The organism is Brevibacterium sp. LS14, assembly GCF_012027885.1.
In the GTDB taxonomy this organism is placed as follows: Bacteria; Actinomycetota; Actinomycetes; order Actinomycetales; family Brevibacteriaceae; genus Brevibacterium; species Brevibacterium casei.
Map to the genome: position 1 here is coordinate 185,936 of NZ_SJXG01000031.1, position 18,278 is coordinate 204,213.

Below are 18,278 nucleotides of genomic sequence, written 5' to 3' on the forward strand. Positions count from 1 at the left end.
AATCATCAATGAATCCGACCAAGGGAATCGAAGAGTATGCAGAAGAGACTCGTGCAGAGTTCACTCGCCCTGACCGCCGCTACGGCGCTCAGCCTCGGCAGCGCGTTCTTCGCGTCGCCCGCGATGGCCGCGGAAGCGCAGACGCTCGACGTGCAGAGCGACAAGCAGATCCAGAAGGCTCTGTCCGACATCGAAGGCGTCAACGCCTACGGTGAGCGCAACGGCAAGCTCAGCCTCGGCGTGGAGAAGAAGACTGCTGAGATCAAAGAGCTTGAGAAGAAGTTCACGAACATCAAGGTCACCGAAGGCATCAAGGAACTCAAGCCCTACGCGAAGAACGATGTCGTCGGCGGTGCGGGCTACCTGGCCAACACCCCCGCGGGTGCTGGCGTGTGCTCGACCGGATTCTCAGGGTGGGATGATGCGGGCAAGCCCGTCATCCTCACTGCCGGACACTGCTCGAAGGACTACAACGCGGACACCGGCGAGATCAAGGGCGACTCGGTCGTCGGTGAGACCGAGCAGCCGAGCTCCGCTGAGGCCAACGGCGGCGAGGGCTTCGTCAAGTCCGGTCTGGGAGTCCTCGGCACGTGGGGCTACACGAGCTACGGCAGCGGAGATCTGCTCGATCCGAACGATCCGAACCCGCCGCTTCCCAAGGAAGGCGACATCGACTTCGCCGTCATCAACGTCGACGAGTCGAAGTACACCGTGAAGAACGGCGTGACGGACTGGTCGACCGCGGATTCCGACGACCTGTCGGCGAAGCTCGCCACCAACATCGCCAAGGTGGGCTCGCACACCGAGGGCAAGGTCCAGAAGTCGGGCCGGACGACCGGTCTCACCGAAGGTCAGGTCATCCCGCGGTCCGAGTACGACTTCGACTACACGAATGTCGGCGGCTACTGGGTGCACGGCTTCGGCGTCACCTCGCCGGGTGACAAGCCGTTCTCGCAGCCGGGCGATTCCGGTGGCGCAGTGTTCCAGGGAGACACCGCTGTCGGTGTCATCTCCGGTGGAGGTCCTCTCTCGGACGGAACCCAGTTCGGCTGGGTCGCTGACCTCGACTACTCGCTGGAGCAGTCCGGACAGTCGTTCAACATCGAGAAGCCGGGCACCGAGACGCCTGAGGCGCCGGCCGCCCCGAAGGCCGAGGACCAGACGATCAAGCCCAAGGGCGAGGTCAAGGGCAAGGCCGCTGCCAACGCCGAGGTCAAGCTCGAGTGGAAGCCCGCGTCGAAGGCCGGTGCCAACGGCACCCAGGCCGCGTCGGAAGGGTCGAAGACCGTCAAGGCAGACGCTGATGGCAACTTCGCACTCGAAGGACCCGAGGCTCCGGGCAAGTACGACTACTCTGCCGTGGCCGTCGTCGACGGACAGGAGTCCGAAGCGACGACCTTCACCGTGACGGTGGAGGAGGAGAAGACCGAGACTCCGGCTCCGGTCGAACGCGACATCACCGTTGACCCCAAGGAGATTGCCGCCTCCGACTTCGTCAAGAAGGACAAGGCGGTCACGATCTCCGTCAAGGGCTTCGATGAGGGCGAGAAGGTCTCGCTCAAGCTCGTCTCCGGTCCTGAGAACGTCAAGGGCATCGAGCTCGACGAAACGGCGAACGCCCATGGCGAGGCGCGATTCTCGATCTACGGAACGAGCGCGTCCGATCCCTCGGTCTACGTCGGCAAGTACGACGTCTCCGTCACCGGTGCGAACGACACCGAGGATGAGTCGGCTCTGTCCGGTTCGTTCAAGGTCGTCGCAGATGACCAGGGCAACGGCGGCGGCAGCGACGACGGCAAGGACGGTGGCGACGGTGGTTCGGACCTGCCGCGCACCGGTGCTGAGCTGACTGGCCTCGCCGCAGGTGCGGGACTGCTGCTCGTCGGCGGAGCTACTGTGGTGCTGACGATGCGTCGGGTCAAGAAGAACTGAGGTCTCTGACAGTCACCGTGTGACTGTGTGAGGGTTCGTGAGGGGCGTTTCCGGTGGTGACACCGGGAGCGCCCCTCCTTCATGTCCGAGGACGCAGTCAAGGACGCTTGTTCCCTTTGTTGGCGGCGATCTCAGAGGGTGAGTTGTTTCGTTCATTTAGTTCACAGCTCAGGGGCCCGATTCTTGGTGGTTGCTGGACGCGGACCGTAACCTGTTTGTGACTAAGGTCATCACTTTGTGACATTAGCAACTCCCCTGAGAAGAGAGACGGAAAGTATGCAGAAGAAGCTCGTGCAGAGCTCGCTCGCTCTGACAGCTGCTACGGCGCTTGGTCTGGGCAGCGCGTTCTTCGCCTCGCCTGCGATGGCGGACGGCCCGCAGAAGATCGACGTGCAGAGCGACAAGCAGGTCGAGAAGGCTCTGGCAGAGATCGATCCCGGCAACGTCAACGCCTACGGTGTGAAGAACGGGAAGCTCAACCTCGGCGTTGAGAAGAAGACCGACGAAATCAAGGACCTCGAGAAGAGGTTCGACAATGTCGACGTCATCGAAGGCGTCGGCGAACTCAAGCCCTACGCGGCCAACGACATCGTCGGTGGAGCGGGCTACCTCGTGACGTCTCCCTCCGGCGGTGGAGCCTGCTCGACCGGCTTCTCCGGCTGGGACGGGGCGGGAAACCCGATCGTCCTCACCGCGGGACACTGCGCGAAAGACTACAACGAGGACACCGGTGTCATTTCGGGGCCGTCCACGGTCGACCAGACTGAGCAGCCGTCGACAGCTCCTGCTGCCGGGGGCGACGGATTCAATCGATCCGGACTCGGTGTCATCGGCACCTGGGGATTCTCGAGCTACGGCAGTGGCGACTACCTGGTCGGTGATGACCCGAACGGCTGGCCGCAGCCGAAGTCCACTGACATCGACTTCGCTGTCATCAATGTCGACGAGACCAAGTACGGCGTCAAGAACGGCGTGACCGATTGGACGAGCGCGTCGACCAACGATCTGTCGACGAAGCTCGCGACTGATATCAAGCAGGTCGGCTCTGAGCAGCCTGGCACCGTGCAGAAGTCCGGTCGCACTACCGGAGTCACCGAAGGCGAAGTCTGGACTGAGTACAACGAGGCGTTCGACTACGCGAACATCGGCGGATACTGGGTCCACGGATTCGGCGTCCGGTCGGACGTCGATGACCCGTTCTCGCAGCCCGGTGACTCGGGTGGCGCCGTCTTCCAGGGAGACACTGCCGTCGGCGTGATCTCGGGTGGCGGACCTGCTGAGTCGAATGGAACTACGTTCCAGTTCGGCTGGGTCGCCGACCTCGACTACTCTCTCCAGCAGTCCGGCACCGACTTCCGTCTCACCCCGCCGGACAACGGTGGTGGCGACGATGCGAACGCTGATGCAGGTGCCGATGGTGCCGACAGCGACGCTGGTGCTGATGGCGCTGGTGCCAACGCTGATGCGGGTGCCGATGGCGCGGACAGCGACGCTGGTGCCGACGGCGCTGGTGCCAACGCTGACGCGGGTGCCGATGGCGCGGACAGCGACGCTGGTGCCGACGGCGCTGGTGCCAACGCTGACGCGGGTGCCGATGGTGCCGACGCGGATGCCTCCGACGATGGCAACCCTGAGAAGCCGGAAGCGCCGAAGGCTGAGAACCAGACGATCAAGCCCAACGGGCAGGTCACCGGTACAGCCACACCGAACACCCAGGTCGAAGTTTCTTGGGCGCCGGCGGGTACCGGCCCGCAGGCCGCTCCGGCGGAGGACTCGAAGACCGTCACGTCTGACGCAGAGGGCAACTTCACCCTCGAAGGCCCCGAAGCCGAAGGCGATTACGCCTACAAGGCGCAGACCGTCGTCGACGGACAGAAGTCCGACGTCACATCGTTCACCGTGACCGTCCAGGCCGCGGATGATACGACTGCTGACGCCGCTGCTGAAGGCGACGACGCGAACGCTGACGCTGCCGCTGAGGGCGACGACTCGAACGCGAACGCTGACGCGGGTGCCGACGCCAAGGACGCCAACGCTGATGCGGCTGCGGACTCGAAGGACTCCAACGCTGACGCCGATGACTCGAAGGATGGCGAAGCTCCTGCCGAGCGTGCCATCGCGATCGAGCCGAAGGAGATCGCTGCCTCCGAGTTCGTCAAGGAGGACAAGGGCGTGAAGATCACGGTCAAGGGCTTCGACGAGGGCGAGAAGGTCACTCTCGAGGTCATGGCCGGTCCGGAGAACGTCAAGGGCATCGCGCTGACCGAGACGGCGAACGCCGACGGTGTGGCCAGGTTCTCGATCTACGGAACGAGCGCTTCGAACCCCTCGGTCTACGTCGGCAAGTACGACGTCTCCGTCACGGGTGCCAATGACACCGATGACGAGTCGCCTCTGACCGGTTCGTTCAAGGTCGTCGCTGATGACCAGGGCAACGGCGGCGGTGGCTCCGATGACGGCAAGGACGGTGGCAACGGCGGCGGTGGTTCGGATCTGCCGCGTACCGGTGCTGAGCTGACCGGTCTTGCTGCTGGTGCGGGTCTGCTGCTCGTCGGTGGTGCTGCTGTGGTGCTGACGATGCGTCGGGTGAAGAAGAACTGAAGTCTCTGACGGTCACTGTGTGACTGTGTGAGGTCTCGCGAGGGGCGTTCCCACTGGGAGCGCCCCTCCTTCACGCTCGAAAGTCGTCCCACCGCACCGGAACCGAGTTCCCCGTCTCCCATTCCTCCCGGAGGATCGCGTACCCCACCGCATCCCGGACTTCGCCGTCTCCGACCGGCCACGCTCGGCGATGGTGCGCCTCCTTCGACCAGCCGGCCTGGACGAACACCGTCCTCATCGCGATGTTGTCCTCGCGGGTCTGCCCTTCGAACCGATTCGCCGAGGTGGTCGTGAAGAGATGATCGGTCACCGCCCTGAGCGTCGGCACCCCCAGACCCCGTCCGCGGTGCCGTTCATCCAGCCGCAGATCGAACATCGGAGTGTCATCGCCGAGGTCGTCGAACCGGACGAGACCGACCCGCCCGCACTCCGGGTCGACGACCCAGAACGCGGCGCCGCCGTCGCCGACGAACCCGGCGGAGTCGACGAACGCAGCGGCCTGCTCGGGCGTGCGGGATCCCGAGTTCGCATGGAACGGGAACACATTCTCTGAGAAGAACTCGATGAGTCGGTCCCGATCACTCCCACGCGGGTCGATCGGCTCGAGGACTATGCTCATGGAGACAACCGTACTGCGCCGGCGCAGACAGGGGAGTGGGAATGAGCCTCGACGACGATCCGTTCGACTACCGCATCACGAAGTCCGGCATGATCATCATCGGCCGCGGCGGTCGCACCGTGATGGAACTCGGCGGCAAGCAGGCTGCGACGCTCATTCCCAAGCTCGGGGCAGGCGACGCCGCCGACCAGCAGCTCCTTGCCCGCGTCACGGGCAACTATCGCCGTGGCAGCGAACGCCAGTCCGCCCGCCGGACATGACTTGTCGAACGTTCAGTCAGTGGTAACGTGGATCACATGACGAGCCAAACCCTCAGCGACTTCGCCCGTGCGACCTCCGTGACGCCGACGTCCGAGTCCACCTTCGCCGCCGATCTCGATGGAAGCTGGAAGGTTGCCGGCGCGATCAACGGCGGCTACCTCCTCGGCGTGATGGGCCGAGCGCTCTCCGAGACCGTTCCCGACCTTCCGGACCCTCTCGTCATCTCCGCGTACTATCTCGGTCCCGGTGATGCCGGTCCCGCCGAGGTGGCCGTACGGACCATCCGGACGGGACGCTCGAGTGCGACGCTGGGAGCCGAGCTCACCCAGGACGGACGACCGACGATGACGGCCCTGGCCACGTACGGCAGCCTCGGTGGACTGCCGGGCGATGTCGCCACCTCGGCGAGTCCACCGGACCTCCCCGCGCCCGAGGACTGCATGCCCATGGCCGACGGACCCCGGGAATTCCTCGACGCCGCACCGATCGTCTCCCAATACGACATGCGCCTCGGCCCCGCCACGGCGGGCTTCGCGGCCGGGAAGCCGAGCGGGCGCGGTCTGCTCCAGGGCTGGATCCGGCTCGGAGACGGTGCCGATGCCGACCCCCTCGCCCTCCTCGCCTTCCTCGACGCCTTCCCGCCGGTGATGTTCGACCTCGGACGGTTCGGCTGGTCACCGACGATGGAGCTCACCGCGCACGTCCGCGCCCTCCCGGCGCCGGGCTGGATCGCGGTGAAGGTCGAGACGCGCAACATCGCCGGCGGCATGTTCGAAGAGGACTGCGAGCTGTGGGACTCGACCGGGCGCCTCGTCGCCCAGTCCCGGCAGCTCGCCCGACAGCCTCGCAGCTGACCGCTCCGACGCGGGGAGGGGAAGTGCGACCCTCGGACGTCTCTCGGGACTGTCGTGCGCGCGTCATGTGACGGCCGACTGCGGTTCGTGACCGAGCGGGGCGGTCGTGTCAGTGGCGAAGGCTAGGGTGAGTTCACCACCGCCGATCAGGCGTCGCCGATCATCGCACCACAGCAGAGAGAACCGACCCGGAAGGAACCCGAAGGCATGGCTTCACTTCACTCCCTGAGCATCACCTTCGACTGCCTCGACGTCGAAACCCAGTCGCTGTTCTGGGCCGAGCTCCTCGGCGCAGAGATCGACGACGGGGCCAATGAGTTCGTTGCGAGCATCGGCGGCATCCACTCCGGAGACTCGCCGACCCCGGGCATGCTCTTCCTCAAGGTCGACGACCACGTCGAAACGAAGAACCCGCTGCACATCGACCTCGACGATCCGCACTATCCGGCTGACGTCGACCGGGCGATCGCCCTCGGGGCGACGAAGGTCGGCTCGTTCGACGAGTTCGGCATCGAATGGACGACCCTCAGGGACCCCGAGGGCTACGTCTTCGACATCGGCCGTCGGAAGCAGAACTGAGGAAGGAACCCCGATGAGTCTTCCACTCGACGATCCGAGACCCGCACCGAGTGAGCGCGACGGTCTCGTCGACTACCTCGAGTACTACCGACAGGTGCTCAGACGCAAGGTCGACGGCCTGAGCTCTGCGGACCTCAACCGCACGGTCGGTGCGTCGACGCTGACGCTCGGCGGGATCATCAAGCACCTCAGCCTCGTCGAGTACTCGTGGTTCCTCGAGGACATCCTCGGTGAGGATCTGCCCGAACCGTTCGCGACCATCGACTGGCGAGCTGACCCCGACTGGGACTTCCACAGCGCCGCCGACGACTCCCTTCAGGATCTCCTCGACCTCCACGAGACGGCGTGCACAGCTGCCCGAAGGGTCCTCGACGGAGTCGACGATCTCGATCAGGAGCTGGTACGACGACGTCACGGCCACGTGCACAATGTGCGCTGGGTGCTCATCCACATGATCGAGGAGTACGCACGGCATGCCGGTCACGCCGATCTCATCCGGGAGAGCATCGACGGCAGCGTCGGCGACTGACATCACGCTTCAGAGACCGCTGTGAACAGGCGGTCGGGACGGTGCATATGAGACCCTGGAAGGAGACGTTCTTTCCCTGCCCCCTGACGAAGGCGATCCTTGACCTCACCTGCCCCTGACACCACGAGTGCTTCCGACAACCCCGTGCCGCGTTCGAAGGCGTGGATCCCGCTCGACCTCGTCCGCGGTTTCCTCATCGGCTCCGCCGAGCTCGTCCCGGGAGTCTCCGGCGGTACGGTCGCCCTGGTCACCGGAGTCTACGATGAGCTCATCGATTCCGCTGCGCACGTCGTCAAGGCCGCGAAGACGCTGGTGACGGGGCCGAACCGGGTCAGAGGCATGCTCGACGAGCTGCGCCGCACCGACTGGTTCCTCATCATCCCCGTCCTCCTCGGAATGGCGACCGCCGTCTTCAGCATCGCCGGCATCATGGCCGGGTTCGTCACGAACAACCCCGAGCTCGCCCGCGGACTCTTCTTCGGTCTCGTCGCGGCGAGCATCGTCGTCCCGCTGCGGATGCTGCCGGCCAGGACGCCCCGCCAACCGATCCTGCTCGGCATCCTCGCCTTCCTCGCCGCGGCGGCGCTGGCCTTCTGGATGACGGGGCTGGCCGGGGGAGCGGAGGTCGAGAACCCGCCGCTCATCCTCGTCTTCCTCGTCGCCTCGATCGCCATCTGCGCTCTCGTCGTCCCCGGCGTCTCGGGATCGTTCTTCCTCCTCGCCGTCGGCATGTACACGACGACGCTGCAGGCCGTCGACAGCCGCAACCTCGTCTACATCGCGGTCTTCGGGCTCGGTGCCGTGGTCGGACTCGCGGTGTTCGTCAACATCCTCCGCTACTTCCTCCACAACCACCGCTGGTGGACGCTGCTCATCATGGCCGGACTCATGCTCGGCTCCCTCCGCGCCCTGTGGCCGTGGCAGTCCGCCGCCGAGGTGGGCTCCGACGGGGAGCCGCACGGTGCGGGCGGCCTGCTCGCCCCCTACGATCCGGTGCTCGGACCGATCCTCCTCGCCGCCGTCGGTGCCGTCGTCGTCCTCATCCTCATCATCATCGAGTCGCGTTTCGCCGGACGGCGGAACGAGGAGTCAAGCCAGGGAGTTTGACGTAGAGTGAGCTTCGACCGCATCTGCCTCACGTGAAGGAATGATCGAAGCATGGCGACCACAGCACTCGAAGGCAACCCCGTCCACACCGTCGGCGATCTGCCCGCCGTCGGCACCCAGGCTCCCGCGTACACGCTCGTCGGCAACGACCTCGGCGAGGTCAACTCCTCGGAATTCGCCGACAGCCGTGTCGTGCTCAACATCTTCCCGAGCGTCGACACCGGAGTGTGCGCCGCCTCGGTCCGCAAGTTCAACGAACTCGCCGCCGGCCTCGAGAACACCACAGTCGTGTGCGTCTCGAACGACCTGCCGTTCGCGCAGGCCCGCTTCTGCGGTGCTGAGAACATCGAGAACGTCATCACCGCCTCCGGATTCCGCAGCGCCTTCGGCAAGGAATACGGTGTGACCATGGTCGACGGACCCTTGGCCGGACTGCTCGCCCGCTCCGTCGTCGTCCTCGACGCCAACGGCACCGTGGTCTACGAACAGCTCGTCGACGAGATCACCACCGAACCCGACTACGACGCAGCGGTGGCCGCACTCGGCGAGTGAGGCACCACCTGCACCGTCCGCCGGGGACACTGCCGGCCGTCCACTGGGGCTCAGCGAATCCGTTCGCTGAGCCCCAGCGGCGTCTGCGGTGGACGTTCATCTCCACGGTCGAGGAACCACGGCCGAGGATCCGCGGTCGAGGATCGGCCGCCCAGGGGATCCGCGGTCGAGGGGGCAGCGCACGGCGCCGGGTCCTCACATGTCGATGACCTGCACCGGCAGCGCATACTCGACTCCGGCCTCTTCACCTGCGCTCGTGCAGATGTCAGTGATCATCTTCTCGGGCTCCGGATGATCCGACAGGGCTTCGAGGTAGACGGTGTGGGCTTCGAGGGAGGCGACGCCCTTGGCGACGTCCTCGGAGCTGAGCTCGATCGCGTTCGTCGGCTCGGAGCCGGTGACGAGGAGACGGGTCGCCTTCCACGCGGCGAGACCGGCAGCCGCAAGGTCGGTGAACAGCCACGGATTGTCCGCGTCTCGGATCGCATCGATCGTCGCAATCCCCGTTGCGCGGTGGTCGACATGATTGAGGCCCCACGGGACTTCGAGGCGCCAGTTGGTCATCATCACGGCGTCGGGACGGAATTCGCGGATCCTCTTCGCGATCGCGTGCCGGAGCGCCTGATCGGGTTCGAGCAGTCCGTCGGGGAAGTCGAGGATCTCGAGGTCGTCGACGCCGACGATGCGACAGGCATTCGCCTGTTCCTCGGCGCGCAACGGGCCGACTTCGACAGGCGGGAGGTTCCTGATGCCCGCCTCGCCGTGTGTGAGGAGAAGATAGGCAACGGTCTTGCCCTCACCCGTCCACTTCGCGACGGCCGCGGATGCGCCGTACTCCATGTCATCAGGGTGGGCGACGATGCAGAGGATGCGCGAGAGTTCGGAATCATCGAGGAGCGGGAGATCGGTCATGACCTGAGCCTATGCCTCCCCGGAGACTCGCGCCAGGATCGCAGCGGACTCTGTGCCGTACGATGTCTGTGACGACGACGGAAGGCCTGCTGATGATCCCTCGGCTGCTGCTCGGCGGAATGCTGAGCCTGAGCCTGTTCGTGACAGGGTGCTCGGCGCTCAGGGTGAGCACGTCGGAACAGAATTCGAAGCCGGTCGAAGTCGGGCTGAGAGACAGTGCGGAGGCCACACCGGAACCGACCGAGAAGGCGATCCCGGACGGGATGGAGGAGGTCGCAGTCACGCTCGGTGAGGAGTGCCCGATCTCCGTCGAGTTCGCAATGGATCGCCGATGGGGCGATGGGGTGGGCTATTCCGGCTACTGGCTGTACTCGAACGGCGATGCGCGCCTCATCAGCGTCAACTGCTACGCGTGGGGCGGGACGCAGCCTCAGGATGTCACCGACGAGGCCATGGACGTGACGTTCTCGGAATCGGGTTCTCGCGTTGTCTCCGAGAAGGTGGGCGAGACCCCGGGCGGAGTCTTCTGGACGGTCCAGGGTGTGCTGGGGCCGTCGGAGGTGCGTTCGATCGCGAGCACGGAGTCGGTGCTCTACGGGGCAGTGGCCGGGATTCGCGACGACGGCCGGCTGTACAAGGTCAGTGTCGAGATGGTGGCGAAGTCCGATGACGCCGAGGCGGCTGCAGTGTACGCGCAGATGCTTCCGACGGTGCGCTTCGCCGGAAATGCGCTCACTCCGCCGCCGGGGCTGAACTGACCGTCGCCTCCTCCGCTCGCCGAGCCCGGGTGTGTTCCGTGCCGCTCGCGACAGCTGCGTCCGCTGCGCCGCCGGACGTCCGACGCGCCGCTGCCTCATTGCTGTCCATCGCGGGGGCGGAGTCGAGGGTGTCGAGCCGTTTGAGGAGTTCACGGGCGGCGATGCGCCCGGCGCGCGTCGCCCCCACCGTGGAACTGGCCGAACCATAGCCGACGAGGAAGATGCGGTGATCGTTCTTCACCGCCACCTCGGTGTCCATGGCGATTCCGCCTTCTCGGGAGCGCAGGTGCAGGGGAGCGAGGTGGTTGAGCGCGGCTCGGAAGCCCGTGTTCCAGAAGATGACGTCGACGTCTTCGACCCGTTCTTCGGGGAAGGGCTGCCAGGATTGGGGGAGGGCGAGGCGGTCGCTCCGGGAGGGTCCGAGTCCTTCGGATGAGGCGGTCGCCTCGGCGGGGCGGGCGGGGAAGTGGACGCCGTGGGGGAGGATCTCGTCGAACATCCCATGGGAGACGAGGATCCCGGCCTCGACACCGTCGAGGAACTCGCGTCGCAGCGGAAGACCGGTGGTGCGGACGACGCTGGCCGGCGGCAGACCCGCGAGGGTGCGGGAGCGCACCGCCCGTTCGACTTCGAGACCCCAGTTGCCGTCGAACTCTCTGGCGGTGAAGTTCGGGGGACGTCGGGTGGCCCAGAGGGTATCGGTCACCTCGGCGAGCTGGAGGAGGAACTGGGTGGCGGAGATACCGCCGCCGACGACGAGGGTGCGCAGTCCGCGGAAGTCCTCGACGCCGCGGAACTGGGCGGTGTGGAGCTGCAGGCCCTCGAACTCGGCGATGCTGGGGACGAAGGGGACGTAGGGATGCGTCCACGTGCCGGTGGCGTTGATGATGAAATCGCTGGTGAGGTGGACGCGTTCGCCGTCGAGGCGGACGGTGATCTGCAGTGGTCCGGTGCCGGGGTCGGCCGAGGTCACGTTCGCCACCTCGGCGGGGCGGACGACGCAGAGTTCGAGTTCGTCCTCGAAGCGGGAGTAGTAGTCGGTGACGATCGCCGAGGCGGGGACCGAGGGATCGGGGGTGCCCAACGGGAAGCCGGGGAGGTCGGCGATGTGGTTCGTCGACCCCAGGGTGAGTGATTCCCAACGCTGTCGCCAAGCGCCGCCAGGACCGTCGGCGGCATCGAGGACGATGAAGTCCCGGCCCGGCTTCAGACCGTCGCGCCATAGGTAATGGGCGGCGGAAAGACCCGCTTGACCTGCGCCGATGATGACGACTGGCCAGTGGGAATCGGGGAGCAGCTCGGTGAGTCGACAGACCATGGCGACAGTCTGACAGGTTCTGTTGGGTTTTCCTGTGTGAGTTGACTGAGAATATGGACGGGTTGAGGATGAGGCAGTGAACAACTCAGCAGCGTCATCCGAGCCGTCGAGCTCGTCTCAACCGGCGAATCCGTGGCGAGCACTCTGGGCACTGTGCGTCGGCTTCTTCATGATCCTCGTCGATTCGACGATCGTCTCCGTTGCGATGCCCGACATCATGGCGTCGCTCGGCGCCGACATCAACGCGGTCGTGTGGGTGACGTCGGCGTATCTACTCGCCTATGTCGTACCGCTGCTCATCACGGGTCGACTCGGTGACAAGTACGGCCCGAAGAGGGTCTACCTCGTCGGTCTCGTCGTGTTCACCCTGGCGTCGCTGTGGTGCGGGCTGACGGCCAGTGTCGGAGCGCTCATCGCCGCCCGCATCGTCCAGGGACTCGGAGCTGCGGCGATGACGCCGCAGACGATGGCCGTGATCACGCGCGTCTTCCCGCCGGACCGGCGCGGTCCCGCGATGGGACTGTGGGGTGCCGTGGCGGGCATCGCCACGCTGCTCGGGCCGATCATCGGGGGACTGCTCGTCGATGGTTTCGGCTGGGAGTGGATCTTCTTCGTCAACGTGCCCGTGGGGCTCATCGGCCTCGTGCTCGCGTGGCGTCTGGTCCCGCGCCTGCAGACGCATCCGCACAGCTTCGACTGGCTCGGTGTCGTCCTCTCCGCGTGCGGGATGTTCCTCCTCGTCTACGGAATTCAGCAGGCGCACGCGGTCGAATGGGGTCCGCTCATCGGGCCGATCACCGTGCCGTTCGTCATCGGGGGCGGGTTGGCCTTCCTCGTGGCGTTCGTGCTGTGGCAGAAGCACACCACCGCCGAGGTGCTCGTCCCCCTCTCGCTGTTCCGTGACCGGAACTTCTCGCTCGCCTGCGTCGCCATGACGACCGTCGGATTCGGTGTCACGTCGATGGCGTTCCCGTTCATGCTGTGGGCGCAGAACGTCCTCGGGTACACCCCGACCCAGGCGGCGCTGCTGCTTGCGCCCATGGCCGTCGTTTCGACGCTGCTCGCCCCGTTCGTGGGCCGGATGGTGGACACGGGCAATCCGCGGCTGCTGGCGGGGATCGGGCTGGCGGCGTTCTCTGTGGGACTGTTCTGGTTGGGCGCACTCCTCGATGCGAACTCGTCGCCGTGGAGGGTGGTGCCGGCGATCGTGTTGCTGGGCGTGGCCAACGGTTTCATGTGGGCACCGATCAGTTCGACAGCGACGCGGAATCTGCCGCTGCACTACGCGGGCGCTGGGTCAGGTGTGTACAACACGGTGCGTCAGGTCGGGGCGGTGCTCGGCAGTGCGGCGATCGCTGTGGCGATGGAGGCCCGGCTTGAGGCCAACATCGGTGATGCCAGCGGCCTGGCCGGCGGCGGTGAAGCCGGTGTTGGAGGTTCCGGTGGGGCTGGGGCTTCCGGTGGGGCTGGGGCTGGCGCGGGTGGTGCCGGCGGTGGGGTTGGACCTGACGGATCCGGGATGCCCGAAGCGATAGCCTCCAGTTTCGCGGATGCGATGGGGCAGGCGCTGTGGGTCCCGGCTGCGGTCGTCGTCATCGGTTTCATCGCTGTGATGTTCTTCGAGCGGAGGAAGCACCGTGTGGAGAGGTGACTCGGTTGGGGCGGTGGTTGTGCCTGGGGCGGGGCACGCGTAGCTTACGCGGGGAAGGCCGCCGAAGTCACTGGCAGTCAGGGCCGCCAGGATTCGCTGTGCAGTCCTCGTCGACGAGGTAACGGTGGAACCGGTAGACATCGATGGTCAGCTCGTTGCTCGCGACATAGGCGTAGCCGTCGATGGGGATCCACGGACCGCCGTCGACAGAGAACTCACCGCTGAAGGTCGTCGTCATGCTGACAGTCGTCGGGCCGACCTTCTGGAAGTCGTGGCCGATGACCGGGTCGTCGCCGGGTTTCGGCTTCGATCCCTTCTTGGTCGTCGTCGCGCCGGTGCCGTCGCCGAAGTCCCAGTTGTACTTCTCGGGTGTGACTTTGACCGTGACGGCGTAGCCGAGGAGAGTCATGTCGATGTAACTGACATCGGCGTCGGTCCAGAACGCCGCGGGCTTGCCGATGACCGCCCAGTCCTTGGGCCATGCACTGATCTTGGGTGCAGGGATGTCGAACGTTTGGAACTGTGATTCGGGGATCTCGGTCGGCGGTTCCGGCCGAGCAGGACCCCCGCCTCCACCGCCGCCACCTGGCGGATCGGGAAGGTCCGCGCAGATGTAGCCGAGCTCTTCGTACACGCAGTCGGGCGGACCACTCCCGCCGCCACCGGAGCCCCCTCCGCCAGAGCCGCCTCCGCCGCCACTCCCGCCGCCGTCAGATCCTCCTCCGCCTGAGCCGCCGCCACCCGAGCCGCCCTCGCCACCACCCCCGGAGCCGCCGCCGTCTCCCGGGCCGGGAGGAGCTGGAGGATTAATAGCTTCACATTTGCTTGTATCGCCGATCGAGCATCCGGGGCCAGCGTGAGCGATCGGGATTGGACCCGCTAAGAAGAGAGCCGCCAACATAGCCAAAAAGAGTGGAATCTGGAGAAAGTTGATGCGCTTTAGCATTTTCGTTCCCAGAGAGACTGTTTGTTCACCTTCCATGAGCCCTGAGCCTGCTGGATTTGATGTTCCATCGTGACTTTTCCATCGGGATTGGTCGTTGGCTGTTTTCCTGCTTCAGTGAGGCTCCATTGAGTCGTGTCTACGCAGAACAGAACTACCACTTTCGCCGGCGGCTGATCGTTCGTATCACCTTCGACTTTGACGACTTCAACTGAAAGAGGCGAAATCTCCCCCTCAAAGTCTGCTTGCTTGGACTGGATGGATTCGGCTTCTGCCTTTATGGAAGCTAGAGCATCTCCACTTGCAAATTCTTGGAATCGATCAGCTTCTTCAAAATTGCCGGAATACACAGAATTGATCGTGTTGATGTACCCATCGAATGCCACCAGCGCCCCTTCCACCGCTTCTTTCTCCTCGTCGGTGAGGTCGAGGTCGGTGGTGTACGAGGGAACGGATGGCGAACTTACCGTTTCCGATGGTTGCGGCGCTGGGAGCGTCGACGTGGGCGCGCTCACCGGAGAATTGTCAGCACATGCCGTTGTGAACGCGCTCAGGGCGACGATCGCAGCGACTGCAATCGACGCCCGACTGCGGCGTGTTCCACGCGCGCGATGAAACCAGGGTCGACGAACGGGTGTAGCGAATCCGGTTCTCATTCCACGCCTCTGTGGTCCGTGATTCCGGCACCGTCACTGTCCGGGTGCCCGGGAGCACCACATTATGCGAGTTCCCGCCGATTGAGAACAGATGAAGTTGAATCTGTGGATAACCCACCCACGAGTCGAAGGGGCCCAACCGCCCGTTGCACCTCCCACGGATATGGCAGGCGCACGACGCCTCGCGACAAGAGCACGCGGCGACGCGCACATCTGTGGGGAGTAATCTTGACCGAGGACATGACCGTTGCGCGAGCGACAAGAGCGTGCGCACAATCCCTGCAAGATTGGTATCACCTGAACAATGACCGACCTGACGTGGATCCCGACTGAAGCCCCTTCGCTGAGCGCATTCCTCGGCTTCGACCTACAGCCCATTCCCGTCATCCCCGTCATCGCCGGGCTCGTCGCCCTCGCTTATACCGTTGGCTGGATTCGTCTGGCTGTGCAGGGTCGGCCGTGGCCGGCGTGGAGGGGGATCCTTTTCCTCCTCGGGTGCGCGCTGCTCGCCGCGACGATGGGCCTTGCGATCGAGGGCTATGGCCAGGTCATGTTCTCGGTCTTCATGTTCCAGCAGATGACGCTGATGATGGCAGTGCCGCCGCTGCTCCTCCTCGGCGCTCCAGGTACGTTGCTCCTGCGGTCGACGCCGCGCAATCTTCCCGGCCGGATGGTGCTCAAGACGGCGATCTTCGGACTGCGGTCATGGCCGGGCAAGGTGATCGTCCATCCTCTGTTCTCGATTCCGCTCTTCCTTGTCCTCTTCTACGGCCTCTACCTCTCGAACGCGGCGAGCTGGGTCTTCAACCAGGGGATCGGCGTGCACATCGCGCTCGAGCTCGTCTTCCTCTTCACGGGAATCGTGTTCAACGCGACCCTCATCCCCGCCGATCCGCTGCCGGTTCCCGAATCCCACGTCGTCCGCATCTTCCACTCCTTCATGGAGGCAGGCCTCCATGCGTTCTTCGGCGTCATCGTCATGATGGCGACCCTTCCGTTGGTCGATCGTTTCGCCCAACTCCCGCCGAGGTGGGGGATCGACCCGATGGAAGACCAGAAGCTCGCCGGTGGGATCGCGTGGGCCTACGGCGAAGGCCCTGCCGTTCTCATCCTCCTCATCATCCTCATCACCTGGTTCCGGCAGGAGTCGAAGAACAACGAGATCCGCGACCGCTCAGTTGCGGAGCACGGTGACAAGGAGCTCGACGCCTACAACGAGTACCTCAAAGGACTCGCGCGTGGAGAAGAGCGGGGCTGAGGCTCCGCTGGTCGTGTTTTGCCCCGGTGTCATCACCGGCGCGTAAGATCACCCCCAACCAGGCCGAACCCGCCGCGTCGATCAGCTGCAACCAAGCCGAACCGACCGCGTCGATCGGCCTCACGCCCCAGCCGACCGGGGACCACTGCTAAGGCGTTCGGAGAGTCACTGCGCACATTCGCCCCTGATCAGAAGCGCAGACCATCACACACCCAGCACACTTGAGAACAAGAACAGTTGACAAGGGATTCGAAGCGCATAGAACAGTAGTCAAATAGTCGAACAAAAAACAAAGAAAACCATTGAAAACACCGAAATAGGTGTATACTAGGAGCATCAACACCGACGTTGATGAATGGACCAGGAGGCCATGACTCTCACCCCGGACCGCACCCCGAAGAAGCCGAAGCGCCACGCTCCGACTCCCTCGCAGAATGCGCCCGGGCCCGATGAGACGTCGACGAACTCCCGCAGGACACCCGCGGCTGATGGTCCACGTGACGAGGCGATCAGCGAAGAACTCCAGTCACTGCGCGACCAACTCGCCCAGGCCGGATTCGACCTCACCGGACACCCCCTCGCCGACGACTTCGACGCCCTCGACCCCGTCACCACCAACACCCCGGTCCCCGAGGACCCCGCATTCGACTACTTCTCCACGATCGATGACTCCGATATCGACCTCTTCGGACCTCGCCGAGACAACGGCGGAGAAGAGACGGACGAGTGGCCCGGCGATGCTCCCTCACAGGACCCCGAACACCCGATCCCAGACGACACCGCCCATCCCGGCGACCTGCCCGCGACCGCCCGCAATGGCCAGTCACAGCGGGTGCCGTCGACTCCCGCGAACTCAACCAACACCCCTGGGCCCCTCCCGTCCGGCTCGTCGATCCCGCAGTCTCCTGATGACTTCAAAACGTCGGTTCCCGTCGACACCCCCACCACGGACACCCCGGAGACTGTCGGCACAGGCACCGTCGAGACGGCTGATGCTCCTGGGTGGGTGAGTCGCCACCCTCTGCTCACTGACACCGCGTGGGCGGACCTGTCGGGGTTCGCTCCGGAAGTCACGACCAGCATCACCACGCTCATGGACTTCAGCACCGGGTTGCGCTCCTTCGACCGGCCCATGGGCCCGGATGAGGCTCTCCTGCTCATCGATGGCACCGAGGCCCTGTCCCGGATCACCGAGGCGCTTTCCACCCTGGCCCTGTCGGTCTACGAACGTGTCGGAACACCAACGGACACAGGTGCCAAGGACACGAAATCCCTCATCCGCGACCGGCTCAACCTCACCCCGACCGAGGCGAACCGGCGGGCCGAGTTGGCGAAGAACCTCGGGGGCAGGGTCGATACCACCGGGCAAGCCCTGCAACCGTTGTGTCCGGAAGTCGCCGATGGCCTCCATGCCGGGGTGCTTTCGGCCGGGCAGGCGAAAGCCATCGATGACTGCCTTGATGACCTGCCCGCCTGGGTGTCAGCCGAGCAGCGGGCCGATGTGGAGAAACGCCTCGTCGACTATGCACCCCAGGTGCGGGTGAAGGATCTGCGGGGGATCTTCGATCGGATGCTTGCCTATATCGACCCCGACGGGGCCAAACCTTGTGAGGAGACCCCGCGTACGGACTATTCGGTGACGGTCCGGCCCAAGCGCAACGGGGACTGGGTGCTCGGGGGACTGCTCGACCCGGTGTCCGGGGCGGCATTGAACGGGTTGCTCACCTCCCGCATCCACTCAGTCACCC

17 protein-coding genes are annotated in these 18,278 nt (G+C 65.1%); 12 read left to right on the plus strand and 5 right to left on the minus strand.

Annotation, left to right across the window (positions count from 1 at the left end):
• Positions 1-36 precede the first annotated feature (36 nt).
• Together EZE58_RS03720 and EZE58_RS03725 are read left to right on the plus strand one after the other, a co-directional pair.
• On the plus strand, positions 37-1,932 hold the full coding sequence (locus EZE58_RS03720) for a S1 family peptidase (protein WP_167559818.1): 1,896 nt from the start codon (positions 37-39) through the stop codon (positions 1,930-1,932).
• A gap of 276 nt (positions 1,933-2,208) precedes the next feature.
• On the plus strand, positions 2,209-4,533 hold the full coding sequence (locus tag EZE58_RS03725) for a S1 family peptidase (protein WP_167559820.1): 2,325 nt from the start codon (positions 2,209-2,211) through the stop codon (positions 4,531-4,533).
• 70 nt (positions 4,534-4,603) lie between these two features.
• Here the strand turns inward: EZE58_RS03725 and EZE58_RS03730 are convergent, their stop codons facing one another.
• Positions 4,604-5,152 carry a GNAT family protein gene (locus EZE58_RS03730; protein ID WP_167559822.1) on the minus strand — a complete coding sequence of 183 codons (549 nt, stop codon included), beginning with the start codon at positions 5,150-5,152 and terminating at the stop codon, positions 4,604-4,606.
• 41 nt (positions 5,153-5,193) lie between these two features.
• Here EZE58_RS03730 and EZE58_RS03735 point away from each other — a divergent pair, with 41 nt between their 5' ends.
• The 6 genes from EZE58_RS03735 to tpx all read left to right on the plus strand — a co-directional run bounded on the left by EZE58_RS03735 (position 5,194) and on the right by tpx (position 9,034).
• Positions 5,194-5,412, plus strand: a complete 219-nt coding sequence (locus EZE58_RS03735; RefSeq protein WP_167559824.1) for a hypothetical protein — start codon at positions 5,194-5,196, stop codon at positions 5,410-5,412.
• Between the two features lie 36 nt (positions 5,413-5,448).
• Positions 5,449-6,267, plus strand: a complete 819-nt coding sequence (locus EZE58_RS03740) for a thioesterase family protein (protein WP_167559826.1) — start codon at positions 5,449-5,451, stop codon at positions 6,265-6,267.
• A 207-nt stretch (positions 6,268-6,474) separates the two neighbouring features.
• Positions 6,475-6,846, plus strand: a complete 372-nt coding sequence (locus EZE58_RS03745) for a VOC family protein (RefSeq protein ID WP_167559828.1) — start codon at positions 6,475-6,477, stop codon at positions 6,844-6,846.
• Positions 6,847-6,859: 13 nt separating this feature from the next.
• On the plus strand, positions 6,860-7,375 hold the full coding sequence (locus tag EZE58_RS03750; protein WP_009375076.1) for a DinB family protein: 516 nt from the start codon (positions 6,860-6,862) through the stop codon (positions 7,373-7,375).
• A gap of 144 nt (positions 7,376-7,519) precedes the next feature.
• Entirely contained in the window at positions 7,520-8,482 is a 963-nt protein-coding gene (locus tag EZE58_RS03755; protein ID WP_167559830.1) for a DUF368 domain-containing protein, read from the plus strand.
• Between the two features lie 51 nt (positions 8,483-8,533).
• Complete coding sequence (gene tpx / locus EZE58_RS03760; protein ID WP_009375080.1) at positions 8,534-9,034, plus strand: thiol peroxidase; 501 nt, start codon at positions 8,534-8,536, stop codon at positions 9,032-9,034.
• Between the two features lie 195 nt (positions 9,035-9,229).
• Here tpx and EZE58_RS03765 read toward each other — a convergent pair whose 3' ends face one another.
• Positions 9,230-9,946: a PIG-L deacetylase family protein gene (locus tag EZE58_RS03765; protein ID WP_009375083.1), complete on the minus strand. Its 717-nt coding sequence runs from the start codon at positions 9,944-9,946 to the stop codon at positions 9,230-9,232.
• 68 nt (positions 9,947-10,014) lie between these two features.
• Here EZE58_RS03765 and EZE58_RS03770 point away from each other — a divergent pair, with 68 nt between their 5' ends.
• Complete coding sequence (locus EZE58_RS03770) at positions 10,015-10,704, plus strand: hypothetical protein (RefSeq protein WP_009375085.1); 690 nt, start codon at positions 10,015-10,017, stop codon at positions 10,702-10,704.
• Here the strand turns inward: EZE58_RS03770 and EZE58_RS03775 are convergent.
• Positions 10,679-12,022: an FAD-dependent oxidoreductase gene (locus tag EZE58_RS03775; protein WP_063250970.1), complete on the minus strand. Its 1,344-nt coding sequence runs from the start codon at positions 12,020-12,022 to the stop codon at positions 10,679-10,681. The genes EZE58_RS03770 and EZE58_RS03775 overlap by 26 nt on opposite strands.
• Positions 12,023-12,098: 76 nt before the next feature.
• Here EZE58_RS03775 and EZE58_RS03780 point away from each other — a divergent pair, with 76 nt between their 5' ends.
• The gene (locus EZE58_RS03780; protein WP_167559832.1) at positions 12,099-13,673 is read left to right on the plus strand and encodes a DHA2 family efflux MFS transporter permease subunit; all 1,575 of its coding nucleotides are present in this window, start codon (positions 12,099-12,101) and stop codon (positions 13,671-13,673) included.
• A 67-nt stretch (positions 13,674-13,740) separates the two neighbouring features.
• Here the strand turns inward: EZE58_RS03780 and EZE58_RS03785 are convergent, their stop codons facing one another.
• Both EZE58_RS03785 and EZE58_RS03795 read right to left on the minus strand, forming a co-directional pair.
• Positions 13,741-14,307 (minus strand): hypothetical protein, encoded by a 567-nt coding sequence (locus EZE58_RS03785; RefSeq protein WP_063250968.1) that lies wholly within the window; start codon positions 14,305-14,307, stop codon positions 13,741-13,743.
• 305 nt (positions 14,308-14,612) lie between these two features.
• Positions 14,613-15,131 (minus strand): hypothetical protein, encoded by a 519-nt coding sequence (locus EZE58_RS03795; RefSeq protein WP_167559834.1) that lies wholly within the window; start codon positions 15,129-15,131, stop codon positions 14,613-14,615.
• A 445-nt stretch (positions 15,132-15,576) separates the two neighbouring features.
• Between EZE58_RS03795 and EZE58_RS03800 the strand changes: the two genes are divergently transcribed.
• Both EZE58_RS03800 and EZE58_RS03805 read left to right on the plus strand, forming a co-directional pair.
• Positions 15,577-16,530: a cytochrome c oxidase assembly protein gene (locus EZE58_RS03800; RefSeq protein ID WP_167559836.1), complete on the plus strand. Its 954-nt coding sequence runs from the start codon at positions 15,577-15,579 to the stop codon at positions 16,528-16,530.
• Between the two features lie 370 nt (positions 16,531-16,900).
• Positions 16,901-18,278 (plus strand): DUF222 domain-containing protein (locus EZE58_RS03805; protein WP_240941104.1); only part of this gene is annotated, 1,378 nt, incomplete at its 3' end.